The sequence below is a fragment of the Algihabitans albus genome, assembly GCF_003572205.1.
GTDB classification, from domain to species: Bacteria; Pseudomonadota; Alphaproteobacteria; order Kiloniellales; family DSM-21159; genus Algihabitans; species Algihabitans albus.
Window position 1 is genome coordinate 911,094 of sequence record NZ_QXNY01000002.1, and the last position, 13,935, is coordinate 925,028.

Consider the following 13,935-nt stretch of genomic DNA (forward strand, 5'->3'; position numbering starts at 1 on the left):
AACTACTCGGCAGCTTGGGCCGCCGCCACCGCCGGGTCGAGCTTGAAGTCGACTTTCATCACCCGCAAGTCATCTTCGTAGTCCTCCGACACGACGAATTCTTTGCCACCGCCGTTGCAGCAATCGTCCTCGATGTACTTGCCGCCCTCGAAATAGGCTTGGCTGATCAGGTCGCGGTAGCCCTCCGCATGGACCCAGTAGTGGACGTGCGCCGGGCGCCAGGAATGGCCGTTCATATATGTCTCGAGAAGCGCGCCGGTCGGACCTTGGTTTGGGATCTGGTAGGGGACAGGCATGATCGAGCGAACCTCGTACCGGCCGTCCTTGTCCGTGGTGATCTTGCCCCGATAAAATTCGAGTGGGATGTCGCCATGCACACCCGAGTAACGTCCCTCGGGCGTGGAGTGCCACACGTCGATGACCGCGCCGGCGACTGGCCGACCGTTCAGGTCGGTGACGCTGCCGCGCAGTACCATGCGGGGCTGATCTTTATCTTCGTCCCGGATTGCCAGCGTCTCTTCGACGTGGGGCGCACCCTCACGGAAATAGGGACCTTGGATCGCCGCATGGCTGCCCTTGCGGTTACGGTTTTCAATCTCGACAATCGTCGAGTTCAGAAAGACGTCGATCAGCAAGGGAAGTTCCTTCGCCTCCTGCGTCTTGATCATGTGACCCACGCCGGCTCGGTATTCGCCGAACGTCACTTCATGCTTACGCAGAACGTCGCGGACGGCCTCCACGATGTCCATTGTGATGGCTTCTACCCGGTTGCTCATATCTCTCCTCCCTTAGCGTCGCTTACGTTGGTCGACGTCATCAGGATGGAAGCGGTGCCGCTTGCGCTCCAATACTTTTGCGGAGATCGACTTATACGGGAACGGTATTGCCTTTCGAACCGAAGGACAGGGCTCTGATGGACTTGAGAAATTCCACCAGCACCGGCGCCCGGTCGGCCTCGGAGAAAACGCAGTTCACCGGTGCCTTGATTGGGCAATTCGCAATCCGGACGAAGCGGAGCGTCGGGAATCTCAGCGCGCCAATCGCCTCGGGCACGATCGCGCAGCGATTTCCCGTCGCGATGAGGGCAAGCGCCGCCGTCGAGTCCGACGCGATGCTGTCGACCTGGACATCGATGCCTTCTTGCCGGAAGACGCCGATCACCTCGTCGGCGAAGCTGGGGCGGTCGCCGGACGGGAAAAGCACGAGCGGCAGTTCGGCGATCTCGTCCAGCGAAACCTCTGTCCGTACCGAAAGCGGAAGGTCCTGCGGCACAGCGACATAGAGATCCTCTTCCGCAAGTTTCTCGATCCGGATCCCAGGTGACTGATTGTAGTAGCGGCCGAAGCCCACATGGATGCGGCCTTCGCGCAGCGCCGCGATCTGGTCCTTCTTGCCCATGCGAACGAGCGAGACGTCGGTCGCCGGCTGACTTCGCCGAAACGCCCGGAGCGCCAGCGGCACGGCTCGATAGACCGGCGACCCGAAAAACGCGACATCGAGGCGCCCGATCTCGCCCCGGTCGGCGGCCCGCGAGCGTTCCGCCGCGCGTTCGACTTGGGCCAGCACGCGGCGCGCATCCTCGAAGAAGAGCCGACCCGCCTCGGTCATCTCCACGCCCTTGGGCGTTCGAACCAGGAGTTGAACGCCCAGTTCGGTTTCCAAGGCTTGAATCTGTCGGCTGACCGGCGGCTGCGAGATATGCAGCTTGTCCGCTGCGCGACCGATGTTGCCCTCTTCGGCGACGGCGACGAAATATCTGAGCTGGCGGAACTCCATGGAACCCCCATACCGCATCGGCATGACACGTTGCCTGCAACGGTATTTTACCGCAAGCCCCGGGTCTTGCTAAGCCGGAGGCCGCAGAGAAGGGAGTCCGACATGCTGAAAGTCATCGATGCGCCGCGTGCGCGCCCCTTGTCGGCGCGTATCGCCACTGTCGACACAGCCATCGTCGACCTGCCGTTTCGTCGGCTGCAGCGCTTCGCCCGGCTGGACGCACGCTCCCAGAACTCGCTTCTCGTTAGGATCCGGACGCGGGACGGACTGGAGGGGATCGGGGAGGCGATCGTGCCCTGTGGCCCCTGGTGGTCGGGCGACAGCGTCGAGGCCATGAAGCTGACGATCGACACCTATCTCGCTCCCAGCCTGATAGGAGAGGACCCCCACGACGTGGCCGCGATCTTCGTTCGCCTCGGGCGAAGCGTGCGGAACAACGCCTTCGCAAAGGCGGGGCTGGAGATCGCTCTTCTCGATCTCATCGGAAAGCTGCACGACCTGCCGGTGCACGTCCTTCTGGGCGGCCGTAGCCGAAGCGCCTGCCCCGTCGCCTGGCCCTTGGCGAGCGGCAGCACGGAGAAGGACATCGAGGAGATCGACGAGATGCTCGGCTCTGGCCGTGCCGCAGCCTTCAAGGTCAAGATGGGTGCGACCGGCATGGCCGCCGATCTCACCCGGATCGGCAGACTTGCCGAGACCCTGAAAGGCCGTGCGGGGCTTCGGGTCGATCCGAACGAGAGCTGGACGGAAGCCGATGCGCTCCGTGCCCTACCCGCTCTGGCGGAGATGGGCGTGGAGATGGTCGAACAGCCGGTGGAGCGCGCACTGCTGGACGGGATGGCACGGATCACCGCACGCTCGAATGTGACGATCATGATCGACGAGGGCGCACAGTCCGAAGCGGACATGATCGAGGTCGTCAAACGCAACGCGGCCCACATGGTCTCGATCAAGCCGATGAAGGCGGGCGGCCTTTGGCCCGCGAAGCGCATGGCCGACATCGCCGCTGCCGCCGGCATCCCGGTTTACATGGGGACCTTCCTCGAGAGTTCGATCGGCACGGCTGCCGGGATGCAACTGGCCGCGACCTTCGACAGGCTGCCCCTCGGCGGAGAGATCATCGGCCCCTTGCTCTTGGCCGAGGACATCGTCACCGAGCCGCTGATCTACGCTGATGGCGCGCTGCAATTGCCCGAGGGGCCGGGCCTCGGGGTGACGTTGGACGAGGATAAGCTCCGAGCCTTCACGCGGCACTGACACCCGCACTTCCGGTAGGATCAGTCGCCGGAGACGACCGCCGCCTTGAGCGCATCGACCAGCAGGCCGGCTTCCGGCGAAAGCTCCGCCTTGTCCCGTGTCGTGATCCCGATGGAGCCCAGAGTCGCGGCCGTATCGACCGGCAGGAAGGCAAGGTCGCCCCGCTGCACGCGCGGCAGGGCGACGCCGCGCGAAATGATCCAGACGGCGTCGCTGGCGACCAGATGACTGGCGCAGAAAGCGACCGACGTGCTCTCGATGCGATCCTCGGGCCAGGCAAGACCATGGGACAGCAGGAAGGCCTCGACCGGCCGGCGGATCACCGCGGTCTCGGGTGGAACGATCACGGGATAGGCGAGAACATCCGGCAGCCTGGCGTCCTCCGTTTTGGCGAGCGGGTGCTCGGCGCGAACGACGAACCCCAGGCGGTCGGAATAGAGATGCGTGAAGGTGAGCCCGCGCATTCTTTCGGGCTCCGGCATCCGGCCGACGATCAGATCGAGATGACCTGCGCGGAGGTCGCCGAGCAACCAGCGGCTTGCTCCGGTCTCGACCCGCAGCAGGACGTGCGGCGCGACGGTCCGCAGCCGCGCGGCGGCGGCGGGGACCAGAGTACCGGCGGCCGTCGGCAATGCCCCCAGACTGACAAGAGGCCGGCTTACCCCCTCCTGCCCCGTCAGCGCGTCGACGCCCTTGCGCAGGGTCAAGCTCGCCGCCTCGGCATAGCGCAAGAATACCCGGCCCGCGTCGGTCAGGGCCAAGCTGCGGTGTGTGCGGTCGAACAGCGCGACATCGAGCAGCGTCTCGAGATCCTTCAGCCTCCGGCTCGCGGCCGGCTGCGTGATCGAGAGTCGCCGCGCGGCCTCCTGAACCGAGCCGCAGCGCGCAACCTCGGTGAAACACTGGATGTGGCGCAGGCTGACGGCGGGAAGCTGTTTCATGAGATTTCCGCATACAAAACTCGGAACAATTCATTTTCTATCGATTGTTTTCTCATCTATCCATAGGGATCGTCTCTTTCGCCAACCGGGACCGGACGCGACTCGCATGGCCAAAATCACCGATCTCGCCAGCGCCGTCGGCGAGAACCTCAAATCGGGCGACACCGTGGCCTTCGAGGGCTTTACGCACCTGATTCCCCATGCAGCCGCCCATGAGGCAGTCCGGCAGGGCACCGGCGATCTGACGCTGGTTCGCATGACGCCCGACGTGATCTACGACCAGATGATCGGGATGGGCTTGGCACGCAAGCTGGTCTTCTCCTACGCCGGCAACCCCGGAGTCGGACTGCTGCGCCGCCTGCGCGATGCGCTCGAGACCGGCTGGCCGAACCGCCCGGAGATCGTCGAACATTCTCACGCGGCCATGGCCAACGCCTACGAGGCCGGCGCGGCCAACCTGCCCTTCGCGGTCCTGCGCGGCTATCTGGGCGCCGGACTGGCGGAGGTGAACCCCGACATCCGCTCGGTCGTCTGCCCCTATTCCGGCGAAAGGCTGGCCACCGTCCCGGCCATCCGCCCGGACATCACCTTCATCCACGCTCAGAAGGCCGACCGTCGGGGCAACGTGCTGATCGAGGGAATCATCGGGATCCAGAAGGAGGCCGTGCTGGCCGCGAAGCGCGCCGTCGTCACGGTCGAGGAGATCGTTGATGATTTGAACAGCCATCCCAACGCTTGCATCCTGCCGCACTGGACGATCGCGGCCATCGCCGAGGTTCCGGGCGGCGCCCATCCCTCCTACGCGCACGGCTACTACGGGCGCGACAATGCCAGTTATCTGGAATGGGACCGGATCGCGGCCGACCGGGCCACCTTCCAGGACTGGATGCAGACGCATGTTCTGAACGCGACGCCGGCCGTTTTCGAAGCCCGGGTCGCAGCTTTGCGGAGTGCGGCATGACCTTCACGGCCACGACCTGCGCTCCAGGGGCTTTCACCGCCGACGAGATGATGACCATCGCCGCCGCGCGGCCCTTGAAGAGCGACGACGTCTGCTTCGTCGGCATCGGCGCGCCCTCCGCGGCCTGCAACGTCGCCCGCCTGACCCATGCCCCCGGCATCACCCTGATCTACGAGTCCGGCACGATCGGGACGAAACCCGATATCCTGCCGCTATCCATCGGCGACGGCGAACTCTGCGATACCGCCCTGACCACCGTGAGCGTGCCGGAGATGTTTCGCTACTGGCTGCAGGGCGGCTGGATCACGGTCGGCTTTCTCGGCGCCGCGCAACTCGACCCCTTCGGCAACATCAACACCACGGTTGTCGGCGACTACGCCAATCCGAAAGTCCGACTGCCCGGCGGGGGCGGGGCACCGGAAATCGCCTCGGCCAGCCGCGAGATCTACATCACCATGAAGCAATCGAAACGCGGCTTCGTGAAGACGATCGACTTCTTCACCAGCTTCGGCCACGGCGAAGGCGGCGATCATCGCCAGCGCCTGGGGATGACGACGCGCGGCCCCAGCCTTCTGATCACCGATCTGGCGATCTGGAAGCCGGATCCCGAAACCAAACGCTTCACCGTTACGTCGCTGCATCCCGGCGTGACCCGCGATCAGATGAGCGACAGCGTCGGTTGGGATATTCCCTATGCTCCGGACCTCGAGGAAACCCCGGCGCCGACGCGCGAAGAGCTTGAGGTCCTGCGCGATTTGAAGGCACGGACCAAGGCCGCCCAGGAGAGCAGCAAGGACGCCGCCGCGTGACACGCCTCTCGCCGTCTTGCCCAAAGAGCGATCCTTCCCTTTAAGCGTCTGATATTTCTAATTTTTATGAGATAATTTGCATCCAGTGACCGGCCGGCAGTCCGGTCCGGTCGATTCAGACCGCGCCGGAGCGACGGTCCGGCGTTCGTGCAGCTATACGGCAGTTCGTGCAATTCACGCGGCGATCGAGCGGCATCGCTCGGCTCCCGCCCCGGCATCCCGTATGAGTTGTGGTGCTGAGCCCAAGCAGCGCTCGCACTCGGACAAAGAACCAAGAAGAGCCGCCGCAGCGGACCGAGAAACGGACGGAGGAACGGATCGCGGCCGAACCCGCATCCGGCAGCAGCTCAAAAGGAGACACCATGATTCCCGGATCCTTCGAGTATCACCGCCCCGCTTCGGTCGGTGAAACGGTCGATCTGCTCGCCCGGCTGGGCGAGGAGAGCCGCGTGATCGCCGGCGGCCACAGTCTGATTCCCATGATGAAGCTGCGCCTCGCAGTCCCCGAGCACCTGATCGACCTGCAGTCGGTCGAGGGGCTCAAGGACATCGCCGTCGAGGGCGACGACATCACCATCGGCGCGATGGTCACCCAGCACAGGCTCATCGAGTCTGAAGCCCTGGCGGCGGCCTGTCCGATCCTGCGCGAGACCTCCACCCAGATCGCCGATCCGCAGATCCGCTACTGCGGCACCTTGGGCGGCAACGTCGCCAACGGAGATCCCGGCAACGACATGCCGGCGCTGATGCAGGCGCTCGATGCCAGCTACCTGCTGGCCGGACCGGAGGGGACGCGAGAGGTGAAGGCGCGCGACTTCTACGAGGCGGCCTACTTCACTGCGCTGAACGAGGGCGAGATCCTGACCGCCGTGCGCTTCACGGCGCCGTCGGCCGGCCACGGTTGGGCCTACGAGAAACAGAAGCGCAAGATCGGCGACTATGCGACCGCGGCGGCGGCGGTGCTCCTGACCCTGTCCGGCGGAACCTGCAGCTCCGCGTCCGTGGCGCTGACGAACGTGGCGGACACCCCGCTCCTCGCAGAGGAGGCCGGCGCGATCCTGACCGGGTCGCGCCTGGATGCCGACACCGTGGACCGCGCGGCCAAGGCGGCGGCGGCGATCACGGACCCGGCCGAGGACGGCCGCGGCCCGGTCGAGTTCCGCCGCCACCTGACCGCCGTGATGGTGCGCCGCGCCGTCGCGACGGCCCAAACGCGGGCGGCCTGAAACCGCACTGCTTAGACCCGCGCCGCCCAGACCGGCGACGAAAGACGCGAGGACACCATGGCGAAGATGCACGTGAAGATGACCGTGAACGGCCGCGAGGTGGAAGCGCTGGCCGAACCCCGGACGCTCCTGATCCACTTCCTGCGCGAGGAGCTGGCGCTGACCGGCGCGCATATCGGCTGCGACACCGGTCACTGCGGCGCCTGCACGGTCGATCTCGACGGCAAATCGGTGAAGTCCTGCACGATGTTCGTCGCTCAGGCGACCGATACCTCGATCACCACGATCGAGGGCATTGCCGAAGCGGACGGCACCCTGCACGCCTTGCAGGAGGCCTTCCGCGAGCATCACGGCCTGCAGTGCGGCTACTGCACGCCGGGCATGATCACCCGCGCCTACCGGCTGCTGCAGGAAAACCCGAACCCGAGCGAAACCGAGGTCCGCTACGGCATCTCCGGCAACCTCTGCCGCTGCACGGGCTATCAGAACATCGTCAAGGCGGTGCGTGCCGCCGCCGAGCAACTCGCAGCGCCGAAGGAGGCCGCCGAATGAACGCCCCCACCACGATCGAGGAACGCGCCGAGAAGCTTCAAGGTCTCGGCTGCAAGCGCAAGCGCGTCGAGGATGCCCGCTTTACCCAGGGCAAGGGCAACTACGTCGACGACATCAAGCTGCCGGACATGCTGTTCGGCGACTTCGTCCGCTCCCCCTACGGTCATGCCCGCATCAAGTCGATCGATGTCGAGGCCGCCATGGCCCTGCCGGGCGTGGTCGCGGTTCTGACGGCGGCGGACCTCAAGCCCCTGAACCTGCACTACATGCCGACCCTGGCGGGCGATGTGCAGGCGGTTCTGGCCGAAGAGAAGGTGTTGTTTCAGAATCAGGAGGTCGCCTTCGTCATCGCCACCGACCGCTATGTCGCAGCCGATGCGATCGAACTGGTCGACGTCGATTACGAGGCGCTGCCGCCGGTGGTCGACCCCTTCAAGGCGCTGGAGCCCGACGCTCCGGTTCTGCGCGAGGACATCAAGGACAAGACCGAGGGCGCGCACGGCCCGCGCAAACACCACAACCACATCTTCACCTGGGAAGTCGGCGACGCCGAGGCGACCGGGAAGGCCCTGGCCGAGGCCGAGGTGACCGCCAAGGAGATGATCGTCTATCAGCGCGTCCACCCCTGCCCGCTCGAGACCTGCGGCTGCGTCGCCTCGATGGACAAGATCAGCGGCAAACTCACCATGTGGGGCACCTTCCAGGCGCCCCATGCGGTGCGCACCATCGCCTCGCTGATCTCCACCATTCCCGAGCACAATATCCGGATCGTCTCGCCCGACATCGGCGGCGGCTTCGGCAACAAGGTCGGTGTCTATCCGGGCTACGTCTGCGCGATCGTCGCCTCCATCGTGACCGGCAAGCCGGTGAAGTGGATCGAGGACCGCATCGAGAATCTCTCCACCACGGCCTTCGCACGCGACTACCACATGGCCGGCGAGATCTCGGCCACCAAGGACGGGCGCATCACCGCCCTGCGCTGCCACGTGACCGGCGACCACGGCGCCTTCGACGCCTGCGCCGACCCGACGAAATGGCCGGCCGGCTTCTTCAACATCTGCACCGGCTCTTACGACATCCCGACCGCGCACGTGGTGGTCGACGGCGTCTACACCAATAAAGCGCCGGGCGGCGTGGCCTATCGCTGCTCCTTCCGGGTGACCGAGGCCTCCTACTTCATCGAGCGGATGGTCGACGTTCTGGCCCGCAAGCTCGAGATGGACCCTGCCGAAATCCGGCAGAAGAACTTCATCCGCGCAGAGCAGTTCCCCTATACATCGGCGCTGGGCTGGGAGTACGATTCCGGCGACTACGACACAGCCTTCACGAAGGCGCTGCAGACCGTCGACTACAAGGACCTGCGCGCTCGGCAAGCGGCGAACCGCGAAGCCTTCGCGCGCGGCGAGACCCGCAAATTGATGGGCGTCGGGCTCGCCTTCTTCACGGAGATCGTAGGGGCCGGTCCGGTCAAGAACTGCGACATCCTGGGGGTCGGCATGTTCGATTCCTGCGAGATCCGCATTCACCCGACGGGCTCCGCCATCGCCCGGCTCGGCACGATCAGCCAGGGTCAGGGCCATGCCACCACCTACGCCCAGATCCTTGCCTCGGAGATCGGTATTCCCGCCGACCAGATCACCGTCGAAGAGGGCGACACCGATACTGCCCCCTACGGTCTGGGCACCTACGGCTCACGCTCCACGCCGGTCGCCGGCGCCGCCGCGGCGATGGTGGGCCGAAAGATCCGGGCCAAGGCGCAGATGATCGCCGCCTACCTGCTGGAGGTGCACGAAGACGACCTGGAGTGGGAAGTCGACCGCTTCCAGGTCAAGGGCACGCCCGAGCGCTTCAAGACCATGAGCGACCTCGCCTTCGCCGCTTACAACCAGGCGATTCCCGGGCTCGAGCCGGGTCTGGAGGCCGTCTCCTACTACGACCCGCCGAACATGACCTATCCCTTCGGCGCTTACGTCTGCGTCGTGGAGATCGACGTCGATACCGGCGTGACCGACGTGCTGCGCTTCTACGCCCTGGACGACTGCGGCACGCGCATCAACCCCATGATCATCGAAGGCCAGGTGCATGGTGGCCTGACCGAGGCCCTGGCCATCGCCATGGGTCAAGAGATCACCTACGACGAGATGGGCAACGTCAAGGGCGCCAGCCTGATGGACTTCTTCCTGCCGACGGCGGTGGAAACACCGGAGTGGGAGACCGATCACACGGTTACCCCCTCCCCGCACCATCCGATCGGCGCCAAGGGCGTCGGGGAGAGCCCCAACGTGGGCGGCGTCTCGGCCTTCTCCAACGCCGTGATGGATGCCTTCGCGCATCTTGGACTGACCCACAGTCAGATGCCGCACGACCACTGGCGCGTCTGGAAGACGGCCCAGAGCCTGGGGCTCACCGGATGAGCCCTCTCCGCCCCGGGCCGACGGCAAGACGCGCCGCTTCGCCGCCCGGCGGCGGAGCGCGACGTGGCAGACAGGCATGAGCAAAGCGAATCACAGCACCATCGAGGAGCTGCAGGCCCGCCTGACCGGGGTCGGCTACATTGCCGACGAGGCTCTGGTCATGGCGCTGCATCTGGCGCTGCGTCTCGGACGGCCGTTGCTGCTCGAGGGCGAGGCCGGCGTCGGCAAGACGGAGGTCGCCAAGGCGCTGGCGCGCATGCTCGACGCGCGGATGATCCGCCTGCAGTGCTACGAGGGCCTAGACGCCAACGCGGCAATCTACGAGTGGAACTATCAACGCCAGCTTCTGGCCATCAAGGCGCACGAGCTGGATGAGAGCGCGGATCAGACGGAAGAGCGCATCTTCTCCGAGCGCTACCTGCTGCGGCGCCCGCTGCTCGAGGCGATTTCCCAGGAGACGCCTCCCGTTCTGCTGATCGACGAGATCGACCGGGCGGACGAGGAGTTCGAGGCCTATCTGCTGGAGATCCTGTCCGATTTTCAGGTCTCCGTTCCGGAACTGGGGACGATTCGCGCAACCTCGATCCCTCAAGTCATCCTGACCGCCAACGGCACGCGCGATTTGTCGGATGCCCTGCGCCGCCGCTGTCTCTATGCCTTCGTGGAGTTCCCGGAGCCGAAACGCGAACTGCAGATCCTGAAGGCGCGGATCCCCACCGTCGGCGACGATCTGGCGGCGCAGGTGGTACGCTTCATCGCCGGCTTGCGACGCGAGGATCTGGAGAAGAAGCCCGGGATCGCCGAAACGCTCGACTGGGTGGCGGCGCTGGTCGATCTCAACGTCTCGGCGTTGACCGACGATCCCGACGCGCTTCGGTCCAGTCTCGTCTGCCTGCTCAAGACCGAGGCGGACGCCAAGGCGGTGACACCCGAAGTCCTGGCCCGACTGGCCGACCGGGCGGCGTGACGGCATGGCAAAAGAGACGTCCCGCGAGACGACAGGCCGTCTGCAAGCCGGGTTTCTGGCCCAGCGCATGGTGGACTTCGTCGCGCATCTGCGCCTCAACGACTTCGCGGTCGGACCCGCCGAGACCGCTTCCGCCCTTGCCGTGCTCGGTCAGGTCGATGCTTGCGCGCCTCAGGATGTGCGGCTTGGTCTGAAGACCCTGCTGGCCGGGCGTCAGGAGGAGTGGGAGCGCTTCGACGACCTTTTCGAGGCTTACTGGCATCGCCGCGGACGCACCCGCCAGCGCCAGAACGCGGCAGGCCACGGCGTGACGCGGAAAGGCCGACCGAAGGTCTGGCAGAACCATCTTCCCTCGAGCGAGGAGGGCGATGCGGGTCGCCCCGAGGCCCGGACCGGCGACGACGCGGGCGTGTCGGACAAGGACACCGCCCGCCTCGCCGCCTCGCGTCAGGAGGCCCTGGCCAAGACCGACCTGCGCCACATCGTCGATCCGGAAGAACTCGCCGAGGCCGAGCGGCTGGCCGGCCGGCTGGCACGGGCCCTGCGCGACCGCCTGTCTCGCCGCTATCGTCTGGCCAGCCGCGGCCCACGTCTGGATCTGCGCCGCACGACGCGGCGCAACCTGGCCCACGGCGGCGACCCAATCGAACTGGTCTGGCGCCGCCGACCGGAGCGGCCGATGCGCATCGTGGTGCTGCTCGACGTCTCCGGCTCCATGCAACAGTACAGCCGCTTCTTTCTCCAATTCGTGAAGGGACTGGTCTGTAGCTGGGTGGAGGCCGACGCCTACCTGTTTCACACCCGCTTGATCCGCGTCACCGACGCGATGCGGGACAAGGACCCGCTGCGGGCGATGACGCGGCTGGGGCTGATGACGCAGGGCTACGGCGGCGGGACTCGGATCGGCGGGTCCCTGCGCAGCTTCAACGACCGTTACGCAAAGTCGGCGCTCGGCAGCCGCTCCGTCGTGATCGTCCTGTCCGACGGCTACGATACCGGCGAACCGGCGGAACTGGCGCGCGAGCTGCAGCGCCTGCGCCGCAAGGCACGGCGGGTGGTCTGGCTCAACCCATTGCTGGGCTGGCGCGACTATGCGCCGGTGGCGCGCGGCATGGCCGCCGCCCTGCCCCACCTCGACTGCTTCGCCTCGGCCCATACGCTGGAGGCTCTGGCGGCGGTCGAAGACCAGTTCGTCCGACTGTGAGGGTCGCACTCGCGAGGAGGGACGCATGAGCAAGACGGCAAGCAACGTCCTGACGCTGGCCGCAGACCTGAGCGCCGCCGGCACCGACTACTGCGTCGTCACCGTCGTCCGCACCGCCAACGCCACCTCGGCGAAGGCAGGCGCCAAGGCGCTCGTGACCGGAGACGGCAAACTGCACGGCTTTGTCGGTGGCGGTTGCGTGCAAGGGGCCGTCCGCCGAACGGCGCTCGAGGCGCTGACTCTCGGCAAGCCCCAGCTGATCCGCGTGCGGCCGAAGGAGGAAGTGGTCGAGCAACTCGACACCGACGGGGTCGAACTGCATGCCTCGAGCTGCCCGTCCGGCGGCACGGTCGACCTTTTCGTCGAACCCATGCGCCAGGCTATGCAGGTTGTGATCTGCGGCGCCTCGCCGGTGGCCGCGACCCTGATCGGCCTGGCGCGGACGATGGGCTACCGGGTGACGGTCGCAGCTCTGACGGCGGACCATGAGTCGCTCCCGGGTGCCGCACGCTACCTGGAGGGGTTCGACCTGACCGAAGCGGGCCTGCGCGCCTGCGACGCCGTCGTCGTCGCAACCCAGGGCAAGCGCGACAGAGAGGCTCTGGCCGCCGCCCTGGCGACGCCGGCCTTCTATGTCGGCATGGTCGGGAGCCGGCGAAAGATCGACAAGCTGAAGGAACAGTTGTCAGGCAAAGGACTGGGGCCATCCCAGTTGACGCGCCTGCACGGCCCGGCCGGGCTCGACATCGCCGCCATCGAACCGGAGGAGATCGCCCTCTCGATCCTCGGCGAGATCGTGGCTGCGCGCCGCAACGCTACGCGCGGCAGCGAGCCCGATACGCAAAGTCTCACGTAGAGTCTCACATAGAGTCTGCGGCAACCGGCCTGCGCCCGAAAGTCCAGGTCCTCACGACCGCGAACAGTCCCGCAGCACGGAGCAAATCCCATGGAACTAACCGGCGAGCGAAAAATCCAGGCATCCCGCGAAACCGTCTTCGCCGCGCTCAACGATCCCGACATCCTGCGCCAGGCGATCCCCGGCTGCGAGAATCTGGAGAAGACCGCGGACAACGCCTTCGACGCGGTGGTGACGCTGAAGGTCGGGCCCGTAAAGGCGAAGTTCAGAGGCGCGGTCACGCTCGACGATCTCAATCCGCCGGAGAGCTACACGCTGGCCGGCGAAGGCAAGGGCGGCGCGGCGGGCTTCGCCTCGGGCAAAGCCGAGGTGAAGCTGGAGGAAGAGGCGGACGGCACGCTGCTGAAATACGCCGTCCATGCCAACCTCGGCGGCAAGATCGCCCAACTCGGCAGCCGCCTCGTCCAAGGCACGGCCAACAAACTCTCCGCCGAGTTCTTCTCCAAGTTCGCGGCGCTGGTCGAGGGCGACATGGCGGCTACCCGATCCGCCCCCGCAGAAGCTGGCGCGACATCCGCTCCGATCCCGGCCACAGTCGCCGGCGGCACGGCAGCGGTGACGCCCCCGCCCACCGTCGAGGCAGGGGCCGCGCCGACGCCAATACCAGCGGCCGCAGCAGCGCCAGGCAACCCGCCTTCGCCGTCCGCTACCTCCTCTCAGGCTGCGGCAGCACCGGCCAGCGGCGGTACGCCCGGCTGGCTCTGGTGGGCTGTCGGAGGGATCGGACTGGTCGTGGTGGTGGCCTTCGCTCTGCTGTGACGCCCCCGCCGCTGGAGCCTGTTGTGATCGTATGGACTCGCTTCGCGGTTCCGCCGATCACAAGAAACAGACTCTCCCATTTTGAATCGAGACTGGATTTAACGGAATCGCCGAACCCAATACGTGGGTCCGACTGATCACTACCTGGTCTAG

The 13,935-nt window shown here is 66.2% G+C and carries 13 protein-coding genes; 10 read left to right on the plus strand and 3 right to left on the minus strand.

Annotation, left to right across the window (positions count from 1 at the left end; translation table 11 throughout):
- Positions 1 to 2 precede the first annotated feature (2 nt).
- Positions 3 to 776: a chlorocatechol 1,2-dioxygenase gene (locus DBZ32_RS05845; protein WP_119166128.1), complete on the minus strand. Its 774-nt coding sequence runs from the start codon at positions 774 to 776 to the stop codon at positions 3 to 5.
- A 91-nt stretch (positions 777 to 867) separates the two neighbouring features.
- The gene (locus tag DBZ32_RS05850; protein ID WP_119166129.1) at positions 868 to 1,776 is read right to left on the minus strand and encodes a LysR family transcriptional regulator; all 909 of its coding nucleotides are present in this window, start codon (positions 1,774 to 1,776) and stop codon (positions 868 to 870) included.
- Between the two features lie 102 nt (positions 1,777 to 1,878).
- On the opposite strand from DBZ32_RS05850, the gene DBZ32_RS05855 reads away from it, so the two are divergent.
- Positions 1,879 to 3,033: a muconate cycloisomerase family protein gene (locus tag DBZ32_RS05855; protein WP_119166130.1), complete on the plus strand. Its 1,155-nt coding sequence runs from the start codon at positions 1,879 to 1,881 to the stop codon at positions 3,031 to 3,033.
- A 20-nt stretch (positions 3,034 to 3,053) separates the two neighbouring features.
- Here the strand turns inward: DBZ32_RS05855 and pcaQ are convergent, their stop codons facing one another.
- A complete protein-coding gene (gene pcaQ, locus DBZ32_RS05860) occupies positions 3,054 to 3,974 on the minus strand; it encodes a pca operon transcription factor PcaQ (RefSeq protein ID WP_119166131.1) in 921 nt (306 codons plus the stop codon).
- Positions 3,975 to 4,080: 106 nt separating this feature from the next.
- On the opposite strand from pcaQ, the gene DBZ32_RS05865 reads away from it, so the two are divergent.
- From DBZ32_RS05865 to DBZ32_RS05905, 9 genes are all read left to right on the plus strand, one after another.
- On the plus strand, positions 4,081 to 4,935 hold the full coding sequence (locus tag DBZ32_RS05865; RefSeq protein ID WP_119166132.1) for a CoA transferase subunit A: 855 nt from the start codon (positions 4,081 to 4,083) through the stop codon (positions 4,933 to 4,935).
- Positions 4,932 to 5,744, plus strand: a complete 813-nt coding sequence (locus DBZ32_RS05870) for a CoA-transferase subunit beta (protein ID WP_119166133.1) — start codon at positions 4,932 to 4,934, stop codon at positions 5,742 to 5,744. Before DBZ32_RS05865 ends, DBZ32_RS05870 begins: the two co-directional genes overlap by 4 nt.
- Before the next feature lie 362 nt (positions 5,745 to 6,106).
- Positions 6,107 to 6,970, plus strand: coding sequence for an FAD binding domain-containing protein (locus DBZ32_RS05875; protein ID WP_119166134.1), 864 nt, complete (start codon positions 6,107 to 6,109; stop codon positions 6,968 to 6,970).
- 57 nt (positions 6,971 to 7,027) lie between these two features.
- A complete protein-coding gene (locus DBZ32_RS05880; protein ID WP_119166135.1) occupies positions 7,028 to 7,522 on the plus strand; it encodes a (2Fe-2S)-binding protein in 495 nt (164 codons plus the stop codon).
- Positions 7,519 to 9,936 (plus strand): aerobic carbon-monoxide dehydrogenase large subunit, encoded by a 2,418-nt coding sequence (locus DBZ32_RS05885; RefSeq protein WP_119166136.1) that lies wholly within the window; start codon positions 7,519 to 7,521, stop codon positions 9,934 to 9,936. Before DBZ32_RS05880 ends, DBZ32_RS05885 begins: the two co-directional genes overlap by 4 nt.
- A 76-nt stretch (positions 9,937 to 10,012) precedes the next feature.
- Positions 10,013 to 10,903 carry an AAA family ATPase gene (locus DBZ32_RS05890; RefSeq protein ID WP_119166137.1) on the plus strand — a complete coding sequence of 297 codons (891 nt, stop codon included), beginning with the start codon at positions 10,013 to 10,015 and terminating at the stop codon, positions 10,901 to 10,903.
- A gap of 4 nt (positions 10,904 to 10,907) precedes the next feature.
- Positions 10,908 to 12,107: a vWA domain-containing protein gene (locus DBZ32_RS05895; RefSeq protein WP_119166138.1), complete on the plus strand. Its 1,200-nt coding sequence runs from the start codon at positions 10,908 to 10,910 to the stop codon at positions 12,105 to 12,107.
- A 25-nt stretch (positions 12,108 to 12,132) separates the two neighbouring features.
- Positions 12,133 to 12,963, plus strand: coding sequence for an XdhC family protein (locus DBZ32_RS05900; protein WP_119166139.1), 831 nt, complete (start codon positions 12,133 to 12,135; stop codon positions 12,961 to 12,963).
- Positions 12,964 to 13,053: 90 nt separating this feature from the next.
- Positions 13,054 to 13,782, plus strand: a complete 729-nt coding sequence (locus DBZ32_RS05905; RefSeq protein ID WP_119166140.1) for a CoxG family protein — start codon at positions 13,054 to 13,056, stop codon at positions 13,780 to 13,782.
- Positions 13,783 to 13,935: the final 153 nt, after the last annotated feature.